This window comes from Tepidiforma thermophila (assembly GCF_002563855.1).
GTDB classification, from domain to species: domain Bacteria; phylum Chloroflexota; class Dehalococcoidia; order Tepidiformales; family Tepidiformaceae; genus Tepidiforma; species Tepidiforma thermophila.
The window spans coordinates 1,044,140-1,064,817 of record NZ_PDJQ01000001.1; the positions used below are offsets into that span (position 1 = coordinate 1,044,140).

Genomic DNA, 20,678 nt, shown 5'->3' on the forward strand with positions numbered 1-20,678 from the left:
CCATGCAGCTCGACCTCTCCCCCGAGGCCACCTACACCTTCCTCCTCATCCTGGTCCGCGCCTCGAGCATGCTCGTCTCGTCGCCGCTCCTCTCCCACCGCGGCATCCCGGCCCAGGCGAAGATCGGCTTCGCCGTCTTCACCGCCCTCGTCCTGGCGCCGATCACGAAGCTCCCCGGCGGCCAGGCCCCCGACTCCTTCGCCCGCCTCATCGACGACGTCCTGCGCGAAGCCCTCTTCGGCCTCGGCCTCGGCCTCTCCATGAACATCGTCGTCATCGGCCTCCAGATGGCCTCCCGCATCATCGGCCTCCAGGTCGGCTTCGGCCTCGGCGCCGTCTTCGACCCCATCACCGGCACCGAATTCGGCGTCTTCGACCAGTTCTATTCCCTCCTCGTCACCCTCGTCTTCTTCTCCATCAACGGCCACCACCTCGTTATTCAGTCCCTCGCTGAGACCCTCCAGGCCGTGCCGCCCGGCACCTTCGACCCCTTCAGCCTCTCCCCGTCCGGCATCACCTCTCTCGTCGCCGGCCTCACCGTCACCGCCATCCGGATCGCCATGCCCGTGATGGCCGCCCTCCTCCTCACCGACGTCGGCATGGGCATCGTCGCCCGCACCGTGCCCCAGGTCCAAATCCTCATCGTCGGCGCGCCGGTCAAGATCGGCGTCGGCGTCCTCGTCCTCGCGGCCGCCCTCCCGGTGACCATGCAGCTCATGAACGGCGTCTTCGGCGCTTCCCTCGCCGGCTCGAGCCGCGTTCTCCTCGGAGGTGCGTCTTAAATGGCCGGCGAACGCACCGAAGCGCCAACCCCAAAACGCCTGCGCGATGCCCGCCAGAAGGGCGACGTCGCCCACAGCGATGAGGTCGTCTCCATCGGCGTCCTCCTCCTTGCCGTCCTCGCCCTTCGCTTCCTCGGGCCCCAGCTCTGGAACGACATGGCTGCCATCCTCGCCCAGGACCTCGGCCACCCCGTCCCCGAGCTCACCCCCGAATCCGCCCAGCAACTCGCCCGCGAGTCCGCCTGGCGCATGATCCAGGCGCTCCTCCCCCTCCTTGCCCTCCTCGCGGTCGCCGCCATCGCCCTCAACATCGTCCAGACCGGGCCGCTCCTCGCCGGCGCCCGCATCAGGCCCCAGCTCAGCCGCGTCAACCCCGGCGCCGGCCTCAAGCGCATCGTCTCCTGGGATGGCGCCTTCCGCCTGGTCAAATCCCTCCTCAAATTCGCCATCATCGCCGTCGTTGTCGGCCTAACCCTTCGCGGCCAGTTCGGCGACCTTGCCGGCCTCGGCGCGCTCAGCATCGGCGCCGCCACCGCGAAACTCGCCGCCCTCGGCTTCGATATCGCCTTCCGCGCCGCCGGCGTCCTCTTCCTCCTCGCCCTCGCCGATTACGCCTGGCAGCGACGCCAGCACCTCAAACGCCTCCGCATGACCCGCCACGAGCTCAAACAGGAGCTGAAGGAAACCGATGGCGACCCGCAAATCAAAGCCGCCATCCGACGCCGGCGCCAGCAGCTCCTCAACCGCATGATCGCGGCCGTCAAAACCGCCGACGTCGTCGTCACCAACCCCACCCACTACGCCGTCGCCCTCAAGTACGACGCCGTCTCCATGCCCGCCCCCATGGTCGTCGCCAAGGGCCAGGACTACCTTGCCCTCCGCATCCGCGACGTCGCCCGCGAGGCCGGCGTCCCCGTCCTCGAAGAGCCGCCCCTCGCCCGCGCCCTCCACGCCAGCGTCCAGGTCGGCCAGTACATCCCGGCCAGCCTCTTCCACGCCGTCGCCGAAGTGCTCGCGTGGGTCTACGCCCTCCGCGCCCGCGCCGGCCGCCGCACCAATCCCGCTCAAGGAGCCGCCCGGTGACCGTCCAGGCCCAGCCACGCCCCGCCAGCGCCAGCCTCGGCCGCCTCCTCGGCCAGACCGACATCCTCCTCGCCGTCGGCCTCATCACCATCGTCGGGATGATGATCATCCCGCTGCCGCCGACCCTCATCGATGTCCTCCTGACCATCAACCTGGCAGTCTCCGTCGTCATCCTCCTCGTCGCCATCTATACCGAAGAGCCGCTCAAGTTCTCCGTCTTCCCCTCCCTCCTCCTCATCACCACCCTCTACCGTCTCGCCCTCAACGTCTCCACCTCCCGCCTCATCCTCCTCCAGGGCGACGCCGGCGAAGTCGTCCACTCCTTCGGCAGCTTCGTCGTCGGCGGCAACCTCGTCGTCGGCCTCGTCGTCTTCCTCATCCTCGTGGTCATCCAGTTCGTCGTCATCACCAACGGCGCCGGCCGCGTCGCAGAAGTCGCCGCCCGCTTCACCCTCGATGCCATGCCCGGCAAGCAGATGGCCATCGACGCCGACCTCAACGCCGGCCTCATCAACGAAGCCGAAGCCCGTGAGCGCCGCAAAGCCATCGGCCAGGAAGCCGACTTCTACGGCGCCATGGACGGCGCCTCCAAGTTCGTCAAAGGCGATGCCATCGCCGGCATCGTCATCATCCTCGTCAACATCATCGGCGGCCTCTCCATCGGCATCCTCCAGCAGGGCGTCGGCCCCGCCGAAGCCCTCAACCTCTACGCAAAGCTCACCGTCGGCGATGGCCTCGTCTCCCAGCTCCCCGCCCTCCTCATCTCCACCGCTACCGGCATCATCGTCACCCGCGCCGCCGGCGAAACCAACCTCGGATCCCAGGTCTTCTCCCAGGTCACCATGCAGTCGCGGCCGATGTACGTCGCCGCCGCCATGCTCGCCCTCTTCGCCGCCATGCCCGGCCTCCCCCGCCTCCCCTTCCTCATGGTGGCTGCCGCCATCGGCGCCGGCGGCTACCTCATCGACCGCTCGAAGCGCCAGGCCGAGCTGGCGGCCCTCGCCGCCCGCCCCGAGCCGCTCCCCGAGCCCGAGCAGCTCGGCCCCCAGCAGGTCATCCAGATGATGACCGTCGACCCCCTCGAAATCGAAGTCGGCTACGGCCTCATCCCCATCGTCGACGAACAGGCCGGCGGCACCCTCCTCCGCCGCATTACCCAGATCCGCCGCCAGCTCGCCCTCGAACTCGGCATCGTCCTCCCCACCGTCCGCGTCCGCGACAACCTCGGCCTTGCCCCCAACGCCTACGTCGTCAAGCTCCGCGGCGTCGAAATCGCCCGCGGCTCCCTCCAGCCCGGCCACTACCTCGCCATGGACCCCGGCACCGCCGAAGGCGACATCCCCGGCATCGAAACCGTCGAGCCCGCTTTCGGCCTCCCTGCCCGCTGGATCACCCCCGCCTACCGCGAACGCGCCGAGCTCCTCGGCTACACCGTCGTCGACGCCGAATCCGTCCTCGCCACCCACCTCACCGAGCTCGTCCGCCGCTTCGCCCCCGACCTCCTCAGCCGCCAGGACGTCCAGGACCTCCTCGAAAACCTCCGCAAGGAGTACCCGGCCCTCGTCGACGACCTCATCCCCTCCACCCTCACCGTCGGCGAAGTCCAGGAAGTCCTCCAGAACCTCCTCGCCGAGCGCGTCTCCATCCGCGACCTCGTCACCATCTGCGAAACCCTCGCCACCCACGCCCGCGTCACCCGCGATATCGACCTTCTCACCGAGTACGCCCGCGCCGCGCTCGCCCGCCAGATCAGCCGCCAGTACGCCGATGAATCCGGCACCATCCGCGTCATCACCGTCGGCCCCCGCACCGAAGAGGAGATCGCCGCCAGCATCCAGCAGACCGACCGCGGCAGCCAGGTCGCCATGCCCCCCTGGCAGGTCCAGCGCCTTATCGGCGTCGTCGCCGCCGAGGTCGAGCGTGTCGCCGCCTCCGGCCGCGAACCGATCATCCTCTGCTCCTCGCGCATCCGGCTCGCCCTCCGGCGCCTCCTCGAGCGCCGCCTGCCGAATGTCGCGGTCCTCTCCTTCGCCGAAATCACGCCCCAAACCCAGGTCGAAGCCATCGGCAATATCGAGGTGAACGTTGGAAACGAAGCGCTTCATCGGTAACGACACCACGCGCCTCTTCGCCCGGATCCGCCGCGAACTCGGGCCCGATGCCGTCATCCTCTCCACCCGCTCCCTCCACCGCGAGGGCGCACCGCCGCTCGTCGAGATCATCGCCGCCCCGCCCGGGCCCGCCGCCGAAGCCCTCCCCCTCCACCTCCAGCAGGTTGTCCTCGAAGAGACCCTCCGCCGCGTCGAAACCGCCCCCGGCGTCACCGTCGCCGACCTCGAAGCCCTCGCCGCCGCCGAGCCCCCGCCCCCGGCCCCCGACCCCCGCTTCCGCCCCGCCGCCCCGGCGCCGCTCCCCGCCCGCGAGGAGTCGCTCCTCGCCGCCTTCGAAGGCATCGGCTGGGACACCGCGGCTGCCCGCCGCGTCCTCGAAGCCGCGCCTGGTGCCCGCTCCCCGGCCGAAGCCGTCGAAGCCTGGCTCGCCGCCGCCCCCGCCTCCTACCCGCCCGAGGGCGCCACCGCCCTCATCTCCATCCAGGGCCCCGAAGGCGCGGGCCGGACCACCGCCCTCCTCAAGATGGCGCTCGACTGCGCCGATGCCGGCCGCCCCGCCGTCCTTGTCGCCGCCGATTCCGCCCGCGCCGGCGCCCACGACGCCATCCGCGCCTGCGCCGATGCCCTCGGCCTCCCCTGCAGCGAGGTCTTCGCCCCCGGCGACCTCGTCCGCGCGGTCAGCCGGGCCCCGCGCGGCGCCTGCCTCTTCGTCGATTGCCCCGCCGGCGCGTGGACCCCGCCGCCCATCCCCGGCGCCGCCCACTTCGCCTATCTAGCCATCCCGGCTCACTGGCAGCCCGCCGCCGTCCGGCCCGCCATCGAGATGCTTCCCCTCCCACGCTTCGCCGGCGCCGTGCTCACCGGCACGGACCTCGCTCCCTCCCTCGCCGGCGCGCTCCAACTGCTCGCCGAAACCGGCCTCGGCCTCGCCTTCCTCTCCGCCGGGCGCGATATCGCCGCCGGCATCGTCGTCGCCGAGCCCGCGAATCTCGCCGCCGGCCTCTTCCCCGCGCCGGCCGGGTTCGCCGCCATCGCCTGAGCGGCTCCGGGCCGCAGCCGCCCGCGATCAGGGAAGTGCCCCGGCCCGCCGCGGGAACTCGCCGATCCACCCCGTGTCCCCCTCCTCGCGACCATAAACCTGCCCGGATTGCTACGTGGCCGTCACTGCCGGAAACCCCGGCCGCCCGTGCTCCGGACCTATCTTCAAACGTGCACGAGAGCCATGACGAACGCTTCGCCCCGCTTCACACGCGCATCAGGGCTCTCCATCACACCATCACGGGAGAAGTCGAATGGGCGCCCCAGCCCCGCGGCCTAAGAATCCATTTATGGCCCAGGGTCTCCTCCCAGGCACCGCCCTCCGCATCGAGGTCTCCGCCCGCGACGGCGACGAAAGCTACGCCACCCGCATCGAGGACGTCGATGATGAACGCGTCGCCATCCTCGTCCCCATGCGCGGCCTGAAGCCCCGCCCTCTCCCCGTCGGCACCCTCGTCCGCGCCGCCTACATCTTCCGCAACAAGCGCTGGCGGTTCGTCACCGAGGTCGCCGGCCACAGCGAAGACGGAGCCTGCGAGTACCTCCGCCTCCCCGCCTTCATCGATTGCCACGAGCGGCGCCGCAACTACCGCCTCCAGGTCGCCATCAAACCCTCCCGCATCTACCGCATCGCCGTCCCCGCCGAAGAAGAGACCGAAACCGAAGTCGAAATCGATGGCACCATCGTCGACCTCTCCGAGAGCGGCTGCTGCATCGCCTCCAAAGCCTTCGCCATGCCCGGCGAGCGCCTCGGCCTCGAGGCGCACCTCCCCGAGGCGGGCGACATCGCCGTCCGCGCCCGCATCGTCTTCGTCCGCGAACCCGAGCGCGGCTACCGCATGCGCCGCATCCACTGCGAGTTCCTCGATATGCCCCGCGGCCAGCGCGACCTCATCGCCCGCTACCTCATGCGCCGCCAGCTTGAAATGCGCCGGAGGGGCCAGCTGTGAACCCCATCCCGCCCTTCACGATCGCCCGCTACGGCGTCTACGCCGCCCTGGCCATGGCCGTCGCGGCAGCCTGGCTCGGCACCCGCGCCGGCTACCCCTTCGACCAGGCCCTCATGCGCGCCATCTTCACCTTCGTCCTCGTCACCGCCGTCGCCTTCGGCGCCGAGGCCGTCATCCTCACCAGCCCCCCGAAGGCGCCGCCGCCGCAACCCCCCGCCGATTCCGCCGATTCCGGCGGCGAAACCCCCGAACACCCGGCGCCCGACGCCTGACCCCTGAGGAGCCGCATCCATGGCCACCGCACGAGCTTCCAGCGCACCCCTCTTCGAAGACCGCGAAGCCGCTATCCGCCAGTACGCGCCGCTCGTGAAGTACGTCGTCGGCCGCCTCGCCATCGGCCTCCCCGCCATCCTCGATTACGAAGACATCCTCTCCTACGGCACCATCGGCCTCATCGAGGCCCTCGACCGCTTCGACGGCTCCAAGGGCGTCAAGTTCGAAACCTACGCCATCTCCCGCATCCGCGGCGCCATCATCGATGCCCTCCGCTCCCTCGACCGGCTTCCCCGCTCCGTCCGCCAGAAAGCCCGCAGGCTCGAGCAGATTCACACCGAGTTCGAGCGCGAGCACGGCCGCGAACCCACCGACGAGGAAGCCGCAGCGCTCATGGGCCTCACCCTCGAGCAGTACAACCAGGCCCTCATCGACGCCAGCTGGGTCACCGTCTCCCTCGATGGCCTCCTCGACCGCGACAACAACGAAGACGGCACCGCGCCGACCGAGCTCCCCGCTGACCCGAACGAGGAGGACTTCACCGAGCGCCTCGAAAAGCGCCAGCTCCTCGATGCCCTCACCGCCGCCATCAAGACCCTCCCCGAGCGCGAGTGGCTCATCATCAGCCTCTACTACCGCGACGAAATGACCATGAAGGAGATCGCCCAGATCCTCGACATCTCCGAGTCGCGCGTCTGCCAGCTCCACGGCCGCGCCCTCGGCCGCCTGCGCGCCCGCCTCGCCCGCGAGCGCAACCCCTAGCACCCGGAGGCTGCCATGACCGACGTCATCGCCCTGCTCGCCATCTCCCAGCTCGTCACCCTCGGCGCCCTCTTCTACCTCTACCTCCAGGTCCAGCAGCTCCGCGCCGGCGCCCGCGCCATCCGCCACCGCTCGCCGCCCGCGGCCGAAACCGCTCCCGCGCCAGGCATCCCCGTCCGCGGCCCCGGCGCGGCCCGCGCGGCCCGCGCCTGCGCTGCCCCGCCCCGTCCCGCCATCGACCGGCTCCGCGCCGGCGGCCCCGTCGACGTCGCCGAGCTCGCCCGCCGCATGCACCGCAGCGAAGAGGAAGTCCGCCTCCTCCTCCGCCGCCAGGGGATCGCGTCATGACCCGCCGCGCGGCCGTCCTCGCCGCGGGCATCCTCGCCGCCCTCGTCGCCGCGCTCATCCCCCTCCCGGGAGCCGGCGCCAACGGCGTGCCCCAGCTCGTCAAGCTCACCTACCTCGAAGGCATCTCCAACTTCGGCCCCCGCAACGCCGAGGGCGTCCTCGAATTCTCCTTCTCCGAGGCCTACGCCCGCGTCGACGTCAAAAACCTCCCGCCCGTCGAGGGTTACGTCTACGAAGGCTGGCTCACCGGCGGCACGGCGGCCCCCTTCCGCGTCGGGACGATTCGCACCGGCGCCGACGGCATCGGCGTCCTCGATACCCGCCTCCAGGGCCTCACCTCCTACGACTACCGCCTCTTCGTCGTCGCCGCCCGGCCCGCCGGCGCCCCCGAGGACCAGCTCCCCGCAACCATCTCGATCGCCGGCCGCTTTACTGTCATCAGCGATGACGGCTCCTCCCCCGGCGACGTCCGCCCCGGCACCCTCCCTGACACGGGCGAGGCGCCCGGCCCCACCACCATCGAGCGCGCCGCACGCGCCCTCTTCACCATGCTCGCCGTCGGCGGCATCGCCTTCGTGGCCCTGCGCATCACCTTCGCCAGGAGGAACTCCGCATGATCAAAGGCCTCTACTCCGCCTTCACCGCCATGGAAGCCGCCTGGCGCTACCAGGACGTCCTCGCCAACAACATCGCCAACGCCAGTACCGTCGGCTTCAAGCGCGAAATCGCCTCCCTCGCACCCCTCGGCGATGTGCCGATCTCCCAGCAGGCCCCGGTCCCCGCGCCGCTTACCGCCCGCATCCAGGCCGTCGTAGGCCAGGTCGGCACCGGCAAGTTCGTCGCCGAGTTCGTCACCGATTTCCAGCAGGGCATGCTCCGCCAGACCGGCCTCGAACTCGACCTCGCCCTCGCCGCCGGCTTCTTCACCATCCGCGACGAGGTCGGCAACGTCTTCTACACCCGCGACGGCCGCTTCCAGCGCGATGCCGCAGGCTCCCTCGTCACCTCCGCCGGCTACTACGTCCTCGGCGAAGACGGCAACCCCATCACCCTCCCTCCCACCCCGGTCACGGTCGGCCCCGACGGCGCCATCCGCGATGACAACGGGAACGAAGTCGCCCGCCTGCGCATCCGCGACTTCGCCCCCCTCCAGCTCGCCCGCGCCGGCGAAGCGTACTTCCGCGCCCTCGACGGCGCCGAGGGCATCCCCGCCGCCGACCCCGGCCTCCGCCAGGGCTACCTCGAATCCTCGAACGCCAACCTCGTCGAAGAGCTGACCTCGCTCCTCGCCGTCCAGCGCGTCTACCAGGCCAGCCAGGCCGTCCTCGCCCGCCTCGATACCACCCTCGACCAGGCCTCCGGCGAGCTCGGCCGCCTCTAACCCGCCCGAAGGGAGTCGCCCGCCATGCCCACCATCCTCGCCGCAGCCGCCAGCGGCCTCCTCCACAACCAGGACATCCTCGATACCGTCGCCCACAACCTCGCCAACGCCAACACCAGCGGCTTCAAGGCCTCCCGCGCCCTCCACCAGGGTCTGCCCGATGCCGCCGCCACCGCCGAGAGCGGCCGCCTCGGCGTCGCCGTCACCACCCGCGACCTCCTCCTCACCCCCGCCGCCGTCATCGCCAGCGACTCGCCGCTTCACGCGGCCCTCCAGGACGACGCCTTCTTCGTCATCCGCGGCGATACCGGCGAACCCGTCTACACCCGCTATGGCGGCTTCCTCCTCGACGGCGAAGGCACCCTCGTCGATTTCGCCGGCCGCATCGTCCCCGGCGAAAACGGCGACCCGATCCGCCTCCCCGAAGGCTGGTCCGCCGCCGCCATCGACAGCAGCGGCGTCCTCTCCGCCCTCGACGAAAACGGCGAACGCCAGGAGCTTGGCCGCATCCGCGTCGCCCGCTTCGCCAACCCCCAGGCCCTCGAACTGCTCGGCGACGGCCTCTACCAGCCAACCGCCAACAGCGGCGAACCGCAGGTCGCCTCACCCGGGGATGAGGGTTTTGCCCCATTGCGGCCCGGCACGCTCGAAAGCTCCAATGTGGATGTGGCCCAGGAGTTCGTCAGCATGATCATCGCCCAGCGCGCCTATAGCGCCTGCGCAAAGACCTTCGCCATCGGCGATGCCATGCTCGAGCTCGCCACCCGCATCACCCGCTAGCCCAGCCCGCCAGGAGGCACCCCATGGCACGCATCGACGGTCTCAACCTCGGCGGAACCCACCTCAACCCCGCCGGCGGCCCCGGCTCCGCCGGGCAAACCGGCCAGGCCGGCGGCGCCCAGGGCGCAGGCGGCGCGCGCGCTGTCCACGACATCCTGACCCTCTCCCCCCGCGGCCGCATCGTCGCCGAGGCCGCCCGCGCCGTCGCCGAAGCCCGCGACGTCCGCGCCGAAAAAGTCGCCGCCCTCAAGGCCGCCATCGCCAGCGGCACCTACTCCTCCAACGCCCGCGAAATCGCCGCCCGGCTCCTCGCCGACGGCATCGCCGGTGACCTCCCGTGAACGCAGCCGAACTCGGGCGCATCCTCGACCTCCTCGCCGAAGAGGAGCGCCTGCTCGGTACACTCGTTACGCTCGCCCTCGAAGAGCAGCGCGCGCTCATCGCCTCCGACTACCCCCGCATCGAAGTCGTCAGCCAGCGCATGCTCGAGACGGTGCACGCGATCGAAGCCCGCGAAGCCGAGCGTGTGAATCTCGTCAGAGCCATCGCGCCGGGGTGCGAAACCCTCGATGACCTCGCCGCCCTTGCCGACAACCTTGGTGTGACCGGCTTCGGCGAAACCCGCGACCGCCTCCTCGAGCGCGCCCGCGAACTCCGCGAGGCCCAGGAAGCCAACGCCCGCCTCGTGCTCGCCGCACTCCGCCTCCGCGACCGCTGGGCCGCCATCCTCGCCGGCCACCTCTCGCCAACCTACGGGCCAGCCGGCCAAACCACCCTCCAGGAAGGGAGCGGCTTCGTCTCGCGAAGCGCCTAGAGGTACGCCCATGGCCCTCTCCATCGGCCTCGATACCGCCGTCAAAGCCCTCCGCGCACATCAGCTCGCCGTCGACGTCGCCGCCCACAACATCGCCAACGCCCAGACCCCCGGCTTCTCCCGCCAGCGCGTCCTCCTCCGCCCCATCGGCCTCGAAGGCTCCGCCTGGTCCGCCCGCGATAGCCTCCTCGGCAAGCCCGGCTTCGGCGTCGACGCCCGCGACGTCCACCGCATCCGCGACGCCTTCATGGATTACCAGGCCCGCCAGGCCCTCTCCTCCCGCGGCCAGCACTCCGCCTTCGCAACACCCCTGCGCAACGCCGAATCCGTCTTCAACGACCCCTCCGACGACGGCATCTCCGCCCTCCTCGCCCGCTTCTGGGCCGCCTGGCACGACGTCGTCAACGAACCCGAATCCTCCGCCGCACGCACCGCCCTCGTCCACGCCGCCCAGACCTTCACCCTCCGCGTCCAGGCCGCCCACAACGAACTCGACCTCCAGCGCCGCAACCTCAATCAGCAGGTCGCCGCCGTCGCCGATGAAATCAACGCCTACGCCCGCGAAATCGCCGCCCTCAACCTCCAGATCAAACAGGTCGAACTCAACGGCGACCGCGCCAACGACCTCCGCGACCGCCGCGACCTCCTCCTCGATAAGCTCTCTGAACTCGCGAGCGTCCAGTACGCCGAATCCCAAACCGGCGAGGTCTCCATCTACCTCGGCTCCCACGAACTCGTCTTCGGGGCAACCGCCCGCACTATCGTCGCCGGCCCCGACCCCGGCGACCCGACCATGACGAAGCTCACCTGGCAGAACGACGGTTTCGACGTCGTCGCCAGCGGCGGCAAACTGAAGGGCATCCTCGACGCGCGCGACCAGGCCCTCCCCGACCTCCAGCGCAAGCTCGACGCCTTCGCCGTCGGCCTCATCAACGGCGTCAACACCCTCCACCGCCAGGGCTACGGCCTCGACAACTCCACCGGCCTCGACTTCCTCCAGGGCACCGGCGCCTCAGACATCCGACTCAACCCGGTGCTCGCCGCCAACCCCCACCGCATCGCCACCGCCGCCGCCCCGAACTCCCCCGGCGATGCCGCCATCGCCCTCCAGATCGCCAGCCTCGAACTCCGCCCGAACATGGTCGCCGGCGCCCCCGCTACCCACCTCGTCACCGGCGAAACCCTCAGCCCCGGCGTCACCCTCGTCGGCCTCCAGGTCGCCCAGGGCCTCCAGCCCGGCACCTACACCATCGTCGAAAACCCGCCCGCCTCCGGCATCCTCGAGCTCCACTACGACGGCAATCCCATCGGCACCTACAACAGCGACGACATCTCCGCACCCGGCGGCACCATCCAGTTCACGAACGGCTCCAACGTCGTCGCGACCCTTTACGTCGCCGTCACCGGCACCTACACCGATGCCCAGCAGGTCGCCGACCTCACCGCCGCCGGCAACAGCGCCATCCGCGTCGAGGTCGCCCCCGGCGACTTCTACGGCAACCTCGTTGCCGTCCTCGGCGCCGATGTCAACCGCGCCCTCGGCATGGAACAGTCCGCCGGCCTCCTCGTCGACCATCTCGACGCAATGCGCCAGGCGGCCCACGGCGTCAACATCGACGAAGAGGTCACGAACCTCCAGGCCGCTCAGCACGCCTACAACGCCGCCGCCCGCGTCATCACCGTCATCGACGACATGCTCGATACCCTCATCAACCGCACCGGCGTCACGAGGTAGCCCCCATGCGACTCAGCGAACAGGCCCGCGTCCACCGCCAGGTCTCCTACCTCGCCGATGCCGCCGAGCGCATGGACCGCGTCCAGCGCCAGCTCGCCACCAACCGCCGCATCGACCGCGCCAGCGACGACCCCTCCGGCGCCGCCCTCGCCATGCAGTACCGGAAATCCATCGCCTTCGAAGCCCAGATGCGCCGCAACCTCGAGAACGGCACCGCGTTTCTCAATGTCACCGAGGCCGCCCTCGCCGGCGCCACCGACCTCCTCCAGCGCGCCCGCGAACTCACTGTCCAGGCCGCCAACGATACCCTCGGCGTGAACGAACGCCAGAGTCTCGCCGCCGAGGTCAACCAGCTCATCGAACAGCTCGCACAAATCGCCAATACGAGCTTCGGGGGCGTCTACATCTTCAGCGGCCACAAAACAACCACCCCCGCCTACGCCGTCGGCGGCGCCCCGCCCGTCGCGATCACCTGGCAGGGCGATAACGGCGAACGCCTCCGCCGGGTCTCCACCCGCGACGTCGTCCCGGTCAACATCATCGGCAACCAGGTCTTCGGCAACCTCTTCGACCGGCTCATCCAGCTCCGCGACGCCCTCCAGTCCGGCGCCCCGGGCGCACAGGTCCGCCCCTACATCGCCGACATCGACAGCGGCCTCGAGCGCGTCCTCAACGCCCGCGCCGAAGTCGGGGCCCGCCTCAACCGCTTCGAGGCCACGACCTCCCGCTCCCTCGACACGGACACCAACCTCCAGGAACTCCGCGCCGGCGTCGAAGACGTCGACATCGCCGAGACCATCGTCCGTTTCACTGCCGCCCAGAACGCCCTCGAAGCCGCCCTCGGCGCCATCGGCCGCACGGCCAACCTTTCCCTCCTCAACTTCCTCCGCTGATCAGCCTCTGGAGGCTCCTCCTGCCCCGCGACCCCGGCACTGTCTGGTACCACGAGTTCTCCCCGACTGGCCCGCGGGTGCATCCATCAACGATGGAATCGAGGTCTCCGTCTGCGCCAACCGGCCGAGGGCCAAGTCGGCCTATCAGTTTTCTCGATGTCTCAAATTGGAACAGCCCCAACTTGCAGGCCATTCCTATACTTGGCCGGCGCCCGGCAAGCGGAGGCATGCGTTGAGCGGCCGCCTGTTCGGGGCTGACAACGTTGGAGGGACACCCTCCCGCGGGGGGCCTCTGGCTCCCCGCGGACAAAGAAGAAGGAGGGAGCATGGGTATCAAAATCCGCGGAACGAATCTGGGATACATGAAGCTTGACAAAGAGCTTCTCGTCTTCCCGCACCCCAACTACGCGCTCAACGTCGACCGGACGTCGGGTCAAAAGCTGTGGGTAAACTGTCCAGCGCTCGCCTACATCATTGAGCATCCCGACGGTCTCATCCTCTGGGAGACCGGCATCTCCACCAAGGTTCGCGAAGAATGGCTCCCGGGCTGGCAGTGGCTGATTGATGTCTCCGAGATTACGCCGGAAGTCTGCCTCGAGGCTCGGCTGAAGCAGATGGGGCTTGCGCCGGAAGACTTCAAGTACGTCATTCAGGGCCACCTCCACTGCGATCACGCGGGCGGTCTCCGGCTCTTCGAGGACGCCGGAGCGGAAATCATCGTCCACGAAGACGAATACAAGTACGTCTTCCAGAACATCGAGAAGGCGGACCAGTTCTTCGTGCGGGAGGATTTCGCGATCCTTGCCCGCAAACGCCCGACGCTCGTCTACGGCGACCAGGAGATCCTGGACGGGGTCAAGCTCATCAGTCTCCCCGGGCACACGGCCGGAACCATGGGGATGCTGGTGCGCCTCAACCACACCGGTTGGGTGCTCTTCACCTCCGATGCAATGTACCTCCACGAAAGCTACGGGCCACCGCCTGTCGGCTCCCCAATCGTGTGGGACCCCGGGAAGTGGGCATCGTCGGTCGAGAAGATACGCCGCATCGCCATTGAGCACGAGGCGACCATCTTCCCTGGCCACGATGAGACCGGGATAAAGCAGCACCGCGATGGGAGCTCGGTCTTCACGCCTCTGAACGTCAGGCCTGATTACGTATACGAGTAGGCTGCATCTGCTATAGTCTGCGGTCGCAGCAGGAGGCACAGATGGGGAGCGGCTGCGTGGGCCGCTCCCCTTAAGCCCTATCTGGAGCAACTCTGGGGAAGACAGCGATGGCCGGGCTTCCGTTTAATGGTGTACGGGTACTTGACGCGGGCGAGTTGGTGGCCGCTGCGTATGCAACCCGGCTTCTGGCTCACCTTGGCGCCTCGGTAGTCAAATTGGAGGACCCTGGAGGCGACCCTCTGCGGGAGCGTCCGCCTTTCGTCGAGCGCGGCGGTTACCGGGCTTCGGCGTTGCAGCTCTTCCTCGACCAGTGCAAGCGGTCGGTCGTGAGAGAAGCGGATCCAGGAGGCGAGAGCACTCTCGGCTCGCTCCTGCGCGACGCAGACGTACTTGTTATAAGCGGTGACAGGCGCCGCATCCTCCAGCGAGGCTTCGACCCTGACCAGCTGCTTGCTTCGTACCCAAGCCTCATCGTCGTAACCATCACCCCTTTTGGATGGACAGGCCCCCGGGCGGATTGGTCGGCCACAGAGCTCATCATGTCCGCAGCTGGAGGGTGGCTGGGAATCAGCCCGGGTGCCCTCGACGACCCAAACCTCCCTCCCCTCAAGGCCTTTGGCCAGCAATGCGAATTCCAGGGCGGGGTGCACGGTGCAATTGCCGCTGTCGCGGCGCTGTTTGCTCGTGAGCAACGGGGAGGCGAGGGAGAACACGTCGATGTCAGCGTCCAGGCATGCATCGCCTCCAATTTAGAGATGAATTTCATGCACTGGACGTATGCTGGCCGCGAAACATCCCGTCTCGGAACCCGCGCCATCGGTCCCTGGGGGATAATTGAACTGGCCGACGGACCGTTCTTCCTCACGTGCATCGAAGAAGACCAATGGCAGCGACTCGTTCAGTTTTTGGGTAATCCAGACTGGGCTGAGTGGGAAATGTTTGGAGACCGTCTTCTTCGTGCCCAGCATAACGATGCACTAATGCCGCTCATTGAAGCTGGATTGAACCACCTCACCTGCCAAGATGCCTTCGAACAGCTCCAGAATCATCGCATCGCCTGTACTCCTGTGAATACTATGGAGATGTTGCTAACGTCCGATCATCTCCAGGAGCGAGAGTTCTTTGTCACCGTTGAAGACGAAATCTTCGGCGCAGCGACTTTCCCGGGCGCGCCGTTCAAGATGAGCAACACCCCATGGAAGCAGAGTACAAGAGCTCCGAGACTCGGCGAGCACTCGAGCTGGTCGTCATTCGAGCTCTGGGGCATGGACTAGGTCTATGATCTTGAAGAAACGGCGCGAATTCACGAGGTAGAGGGATATGCCAGTTTCAGAAAAAGCTCCGCTGGCTGGTGTGAGGGTCGCTGACTTTACATGGGTGTGGGCTGGACCGAGCGCAACGCTGCAGCTTGCGCATCTTGGCGCGGAAGTCATCAAAATCGAGTCAGTTGACCGGGTCGATACAACCAGGCGGCTGCCGCCTTATGCGGATAATATTGTCGGCCCTAATCGTGCCGGATACTTTAACCAGTATAGTCAAGGTAAGAAATCAGTTGTTCTTAATCTAAAGAATGAAAAAGGTCTTGAAGTTGCCCGAGATATCGTGCGCATAGCGGATGTCGTTGCGGATAATTTTGCAGCCGAAGTAATGGACCGGCTTGGCCTTGGGTATGAAGACCTTAAGAAGATTCGTCCGGACATCATCGCGATCTCGATGGCAGGCTACGGACAAACGGGCCCGAGGCGCAACTATATCGCGTACGGTCCGGTTCAGGTGCCCATGATCGGGCTCGCCGCCCTTAGCGGTTACCCCGGCCGCGGGCCGAGCGAGGTGGGACTCTCGTACGGAGACCCGAACGCGGGTATGCACGCAGCGTTTGCCGTGCTCGCCGCGCTCTGGCACCGGAGGCGCACCGGTGAGGGACAATTCATCGACCTCTCCCAGTGGGAGGCGGCAATCGGTCTGGTAGCAGAAGGGCTACTGGATTGGGTTTTCAACAAAAACCAGCCCGACCGGATGGGCAATCGTGACTTGGCCGAGGCCCCCCAGGGCGTATTTCGCTGTCTCGGCGACGACCGCTGGGTAGCCATTGCGTGCTGGTCGGACGCTCATTGGGAAGCGCTTGCCCGCGCAATGGGCCGTGAGGATCTCGTCGGTCGTGCCGACCTGCGCACTCGCGAGGGCCGCAAGGCGCATGAACTCGAGCTCGAGCAAGCAGTCGCCGATTGGACCGCAGCCCGAACTCCAGAAGACGTCGTCACAACGCTACAGGCTGCCGGCGTTCCTGCGTATATCCCCCTCAGTAACCGCGGCGTAGCAGAGGACCCGCAACTGAACGCTCGTGGCGCCTTCACCGAGTTCGATCACCCCGAAGTAGGCCGACGCCGGCACGTCGGTGCGCCTTGGGTGTTTAGCAAGTCTGATGTCCGGGCACGTGGACGGGCGCCGTTGCTCGGGGAGCACACGGCAGAACTCCTGACGTCGGTCCTCGGCTACGACGCAAGCCGTATCCGGGAGCTCGACGAAGCAGGAGCGTTCGGCCCACCCGGGTGGCTCTCCCGCCAGCGCGAGGGAGACTGACGCCATGAGCGCACAGCAGGCCCCTGGTGAGTTCGTGTTCCCGCTCAAGGGAGACATCGACGTTCTGCGCGAGCTGCATCGTCTCCGTGAATGCAGGCTCCTCAAAGCATCGTCGCCACCCGCGTCGAACGAGGCCGTACCGTTTCGGAAGGTTATCGAGGACTCCTGGAAGCGAGCGTCCGCCGCCGGCGTCGCGCCGACACTGCGAAGAGTGGATGTACAAAGAACGCCCACTGTCGACCGGAGGGTCATGGCTGCCGCAGCGCCAATCCTCCGAAAACTCGCCGACGAGGTTGCAGATAACCACGCCGCCGTCATCTTCACCGACCCGTCAGGGGCGATCCTCGAAAGCCTCGGCGACAAATCAGTGCTCCGAGCACTCGATCGGGCGGGTGCCGCACCGGGCCACCTGCTGGCCGAAGACGCTGCAGGGACAAACGGGATCGGCACCGCGCTGAGCGCTGGCTGCGGCATCCAGGTCGTCGGAGCCGAGCATTTTGTCGAAGCGTTCCAGTTGTTCTCCTGCACATGCTTCCCGGTTCGAGACCCGTTTACCGGGGAAGTGTGCGCATCGCTTGACGTCACCGTCCGGGCCATCGATCACCGGCCAGACATATACGAATACGTGCGCACGGCAGCCACGAAAATAGAAGAATCCCTTCATGCGCTGCTTATCGCCGATCAGATGAGCCTCATTCAGCACTACCTCACCATAACAACACAAGGTGACCTAGCGGTATTCGCAACTAATGGCGAGACGCTTGTTGCAAATCGTAGAGCGATTAATCTACTCCAAGGGACGGATCGTGACGTCGTCCTCAATCGTCTTTTTGCTGAAGGAAGCCAGCCGAATGCCGGCGAAATTGTCGAGCTTGAGACCCGTGGTGCGCTAAAACTAATCGTTCGCATTCAGCGAGTAGTTGATGAATATGGAAAACGAGGTGTCGTTGCAACCCTGGAGCCCCAATTAAAACTCGGAAAGAGCACAACAGCCACACCCGCATCCGCTACACCGCCTCTGCCAGAGCTGATCGGCCGGTCGCCGGCGTTTGTCGCTGCGGTGGCAAAGGCGCGCCGGTCCGCAAGCGAGCCGGGACTGCTTCTCATCGCGGGCGAACCGGGGACCGGGAAGGCGACCCTCGCAATCACCGTGGGCGCGCAGGCAGCGCGCACAATGACAGTCGTCGATGCAATTACTGGTATCACTCAAACGTACTCGGCTGCACCGTCCGGCCACCAAAATGGTGCATCGTCATCCCGTCTCCAGGACTCGGTCACGGTAATCCTGCACCTGGAAAACGTTCGGGAAGAGGACGTCGTATCGTGCCCGGCCGTACAAAGGGCGTTGCAGAAACAAGGCCTGGTTATCGCCACGACCAGCTCAGCCTCTCGCGTCCTGCCGTCGCTCCGCAAAGCGACATCCGCCGTGATTTGCCTCCCCCGCCTCGAGGAGCGCACGGACGACATTCCGAGGCTGGCGCAATGGTACCTGCTTAATCGTCAGCGGCGTCTCACCATCGACCAGGATGCGCTTGCTCTCCTGCAGCGCATGAACTACGAAGAGAACGTGCGGTCACTCTTCTCGGTCCTGGAAGCCGCGGCAGAGAAGGCGCGAGGCTTCCGTGTCACACGTGACGACATTATCGCGGTGGTCGGCGGCAAAGTACCGACGCGCCGGGGAATGATGGAAGAACTTTCTGTCCGGGCCGTGCGAGACGCGCTGGCCATGACCGGCGGCAATCGCTCAGCCGCTGCACGGGTCCTTGGCATATCCCGCGCAACGCTCTATCGCTGGCTCGAGCACTTCGGGGAAGACCTCGGCGCGGCGCCCGCCCCGTAAGCCGCTCTTCTCCCCGGCACGCTCGCAGGACTCGGCAAAGGGAGGGCCTGGGCGGTGCCCCCTTTGGTCTACCAGGCCCACGCAGCTTCGAGCAAAGCCACGGAGAGAATGAACGTTTGGACAGGTGTCTTCCCCGCGGCAGTGACGGTCCGGGGAACCACCACGAGAACAGCGCCTGGCAACGGACGCTGACTCCTTTCTGGGTGCCGGCAGTCGGCCGCAAAACAGAAGGGCGGGGCCACGATTGAGCTCGTGGCCCCGCCCTCACGAGGGGAAAGGCTCTCCGTGAGAACCTGCCTACCGGACTGAGGCAGCCTCCGGCTGGCCAAGGATGAACCCGCTGAGGCCGCGTTCCACCTCGTCCCACAGTTTCTGCCGGTACATCGGCGCACCCGAGGGGTACTGAAGCATCTCTGGCCGCTTGCCCGGGATGTTTGCTCCCATGTACCAGGACTTCGCCTTCGGGAACAGTGTCTTGGCGGCGGCGTCCAGGATCTCTTGGTGCCACTGCTTGCTCACGTCGAGCCGCGGCTCGATGCGCGTAATGCCGCGCCGCGTGATATCGCTGATGACGTGGACGACCCAGTCGCCTTCAAGCTCGCCTGCAGTAGGCCCATTGAGGAAGGCCGCGGGCGAATGGAGACCGTACGTGTAAAAGAGGTTCGGGAACCCTGGAACCATCTTGCCGAGGTAGTCGATGTACTCCTCGTTCCAAACGTCCCTGACGGTCCGACCTTCAGAGTTAACGATGTCGACTGCGGTCATTGTGCCGGTATTGTTGTCGAATCCGATTGCGCAGATGACAACATCGAGTTCGAACTCCTCTTCTCCCGCTCGGATGCCCGTCTCCGTAAACTCATGGATCGGCTGGCTGTTCACGTCGACGAGGCGAACGTTGTCCTGGTTGTAAATCTCCCAGTACCACTGCTCCAGGCACGGTCGCTTGACCCCGAACGGATGCGGTGGAGTGGACGGGGCAAGCAGCTCGACCAGCTCCGGTTTCTTGATTCGCTTGACCGTCTCCCGCCGCCAGAAGTCGTAATGGGCACGGTTGCAGTCTTCGTCGAAGACGAGATCGACGGGAGCGGCAAGCCAGAACCAGAACCCGCCCATCTCCCAGTTGAACCGCATGATGCGGTCCCGCTCCTCCTGGGACATATCCGCCCACGGCTTATAGATAAAGTCGTAGTCGAACCCGGCGAACGTCTGCTTCGTGCGCTCCATCGCGCCCGGGAAGAGTGGCTTAAGCGCGTCGTACTCGCGGCGCGTATACCGTTCCTGCTTCATAGGCAGTGCGAGGTTCGGCGTACGCTGGAAGACTACCAGCTCATCGGCAACGAGGCCGACTTCTTGGATAATCTGGACGCCACTCGCTCCCGTGCCAATCACTGCCACGCGCTTGCCCTTGAGGTCATCAACCTCCTTGTCGCGCGGCCACCTGGCGCTGTGGTACAGCTCCCCGCGGTACTTGCTCGTCCCGGAGAAAAACTTCGCCGGGTCGATTGGCGTCGTCGTCGACCCGGTGGCCATAATCAGGAACCGGCAGGTGACCGTGTCGCCGGTGCTCGTTTCCACGCGCCATTGCTGGCCGTGCTCGTCAAATGTCGCACGCGTCATCCGCTGGCCGAATGACATATGCGGCCAAAGGTTCCACCGGTCCGCCACGTACCGGAAATATCCCTGGAGCTCCTTCCAGCCGGGATACTTTTCCGTGAAGTAGTAGTTCATCCAGAGGTCTGGGTCGGTGAACTGGTAGACCCAGATGCAGGAGTCTACCCTCGCTCCCGGGTACCGGTTCTTGTCCCAGGTCCCGCCGGGCCCCTCGCCGTCGTCGATCAGCCGAACTTTGAAGTCGCGCTTCAGGAACTCATGCAGCATATACATGCCTGAGAAGCCTGCGCCGACGATGAGTGCGTCCAACTGCGGTGCCGTGGATTGCATGATGCGTCCCTCCATTAATAGCCGATGCCGTCGCCCTTCACGTGGGTTCCGCGACGGGATGGCGGGAGCCTAGCAAAGCCGCACCGCAGAGGACCGTCTTAGTTTGTGACACCTGTGAGGAAACACAGGTGACCCGTGACGCGGACAGCCTGGAGGAGGGCTAGCGGGCACCGGTGGTCCCCGGAACACCGTCCGCGG

Annotated in this window: 20 protein-coding genes; 19 read left to right on the forward strand and 1 reads right to left on the reverse strand. The window is 67.0% G+C overall.

The features are described from left to right. Positions 1-2: 2 nt before the first annotated feature. The 19 genes from A9A59_RS05030 (at position 3) to A9A59_RS05120 (ending at position 18,539) form a co-directional block, all read left to right on the forward strand. Complete coding sequence (locus A9A59_RS05030) at positions 3-782, forward strand: flagellar biosynthetic protein FliR (protein ID WP_098503237.1); 780 nt, start codon at positions 3-5, stop codon at positions 780-782. Further along, positions 783-1,865 (forward strand): flagellar biosynthesis protein FlhB, encoded by a 1,083-nt coding sequence (gene flhB / locus A9A59_RS05035; protein ID WP_098503238.1) that lies wholly within the window; start codon positions 783-785, stop codon positions 1,863-1,865. Continuing rightward, positions 1,862-3,976: a flagellar biosynthesis protein FlhA gene (flhA, locus tag A9A59_RS05040; protein WP_098503239.1), complete on the forward strand. Its 2,115-nt coding sequence runs from the start codon at positions 1,862-1,864 to the stop codon at positions 3,974-3,976. Before flhB ends, flhA begins: the two co-directional genes overlap by 4 nt. Next, positions 3,951-5,015, forward strand: a complete 1,065-nt coding sequence (locus tag A9A59_RS05045; RefSeq protein ID WP_098503240.1) for a hypothetical protein — start codon at positions 3,951-3,953, stop codon at positions 5,013-5,015. The genes flhA and A9A59_RS05045 overlap by 26 nt, the downstream gene beginning before the upstream one ends. Before the next feature lie 289 nt (positions 5,016-5,304). Beyond that, a complete protein-coding gene (locus A9A59_RS05050) occupies positions 5,305-5,964 on the forward strand; it encodes a flagellar brake protein (RefSeq protein WP_165772513.1) in 660 nt (219 codons plus the stop codon). Continuing rightward, a complete protein-coding gene (locus tag A9A59_RS05055) occupies positions 5,961-6,236 on the forward strand; it encodes a hypothetical protein (RefSeq protein ID WP_098503242.1) in 276 nt (91 codons plus the stop codon). The genes A9A59_RS05050 and A9A59_RS05055 overlap by 4 nt, the downstream gene beginning before the upstream one ends. 19 nt (positions 6,237-6,255) lie before the next feature. Further along, a complete protein-coding gene (locus tag A9A59_RS05060) occupies positions 6,256-6,999 on the forward strand; it encodes a FliA/WhiG family RNA polymerase sigma factor (RefSeq protein WP_098503243.1) in 744 nt (247 codons plus the stop codon). Between the two features lie 15 nt (positions 7,000-7,014). Continuing rightward, positions 7,015-7,347, forward strand: a complete 333-nt coding sequence (locus A9A59_RS05065) for a hypothetical protein (protein WP_098503244.1) — start codon at positions 7,015-7,017, stop codon at positions 7,345-7,347. Further along, positions 7,344-7,964 (forward strand): hypothetical protein, encoded by a 621-nt coding sequence (locus tag A9A59_RS05070; RefSeq protein ID WP_098503245.1) that lies wholly within the window; start codon positions 7,344-7,346, stop codon positions 7,962-7,964. Before A9A59_RS05065 ends, A9A59_RS05070 begins: the two co-directional genes overlap by 4 nt. After that, positions 7,961-8,728, forward strand: coding sequence for a flagellar hook-basal body protein (locus tag A9A59_RS05075; RefSeq protein ID WP_098503246.1), 768 nt, complete (start codon positions 7,961-7,963; stop codon positions 8,726-8,728). The genes A9A59_RS05070 and A9A59_RS05075 overlap by 4 nt, the downstream gene beginning before the upstream one ends. A gap of 24 nt (positions 8,729-8,752) precedes the next feature. Next, positions 8,753-9,508, forward strand: coding sequence for a flagellar hook-basal body protein (locus A9A59_RS05080; RefSeq protein WP_098503247.1), 756 nt, complete (start codon positions 8,753-8,755; stop codon positions 9,506-9,508). Between the two features lie 23 nt (positions 9,509-9,531). Further along, entirely contained in the window at positions 9,532-9,849 is a 318-nt protein-coding gene (gene flgM, locus A9A59_RS05085) for a flagellar biosynthesis anti-sigma factor FlgM (RefSeq protein ID WP_098503248.1), read from the forward strand. Next, positions 9,846-10,322: a flagellar protein FlgN gene (locus tag A9A59_RS05090; RefSeq protein WP_098503249.1), complete on the forward strand. Its 477-nt coding sequence runs from the start codon at positions 9,846-9,848 to the stop codon at positions 10,320-10,322. Before flgM ends, A9A59_RS05090 begins: the two co-directional genes overlap by 4 nt. Before the next feature lie 10 nt (positions 10,323-10,332). After that, positions 10,333-12,057 (forward strand): flagellar hook-associated protein FlgK, encoded by a 1,725-nt coding sequence (flgK, locus tag A9A59_RS05095; protein WP_098503250.1) that lies wholly within the window; start codon positions 10,333-10,335, stop codon positions 12,055-12,057. A gap of 5 nt (positions 12,058-12,062) precedes the next feature. Further along, positions 12,063-12,950 carry a flagellar hook-associated protein FlgL gene (gene flgL, locus A9A59_RS05100; protein ID WP_098503251.1) on the forward strand — a complete coding sequence of 296 codons (888 nt, stop codon included), beginning with the start codon at positions 12,063-12,065 and terminating at the stop codon, positions 12,948-12,950. A 362-nt stretch (positions 12,951-13,312) separates the two neighbouring features. Then, on the forward strand, positions 13,313-14,119 hold the full coding sequence (locus A9A59_RS05105) for an N-acyl homoserine lactonase family protein (RefSeq protein WP_165772514.1): 807 nt from the start codon (positions 13,313-13,315) through the stop codon (positions 14,117-14,119). A 107-nt stretch (positions 14,120-14,226) separates the two neighbouring features. Continuing rightward, positions 14,227-15,393, forward strand: coding sequence for a CaiB/BaiF CoA transferase family protein (locus A9A59_RS05110; protein WP_098503253.1), 1,167 nt, complete (start codon positions 14,227-14,229; stop codon positions 15,391-15,393). 46 nt (positions 15,394-15,439) lie between these two features. Then, positions 15,440-16,699, forward strand: a complete 1,260-nt coding sequence (locus A9A59_RS05115; protein ID WP_098503254.1) for a CaiB/BaiF CoA transferase family protein — start codon at positions 15,440-15,442, stop codon at positions 16,697-16,699. Positions 16,700-16,703: 4 nt separating this feature from the next. Continuing rightward, positions 16,704-18,539 (forward strand): sigma-54-dependent Fis family transcriptional regulator, encoded by a 1,836-nt coding sequence (locus A9A59_RS05120; RefSeq protein WP_098503255.1) that lies wholly within the window; start codon positions 16,704-16,706, stop codon positions 18,537-18,539. Between the two features lie 297 nt (positions 18,540-18,836). Here the strand turns inward: A9A59_RS05120 and A9A59_RS05125 are convergent, their stop codons facing one another. Next, positions 18,837-20,495 (reverse strand): FAD-dependent oxidoreductase, encoded by a 1,659-nt coding sequence (locus tag A9A59_RS05125; RefSeq protein ID WP_098503256.1) that lies wholly within the window; start codon positions 20,493-20,495, stop codon positions 18,837-18,839. Positions 20,496-20,678: the final 183 nt, after the last annotated feature.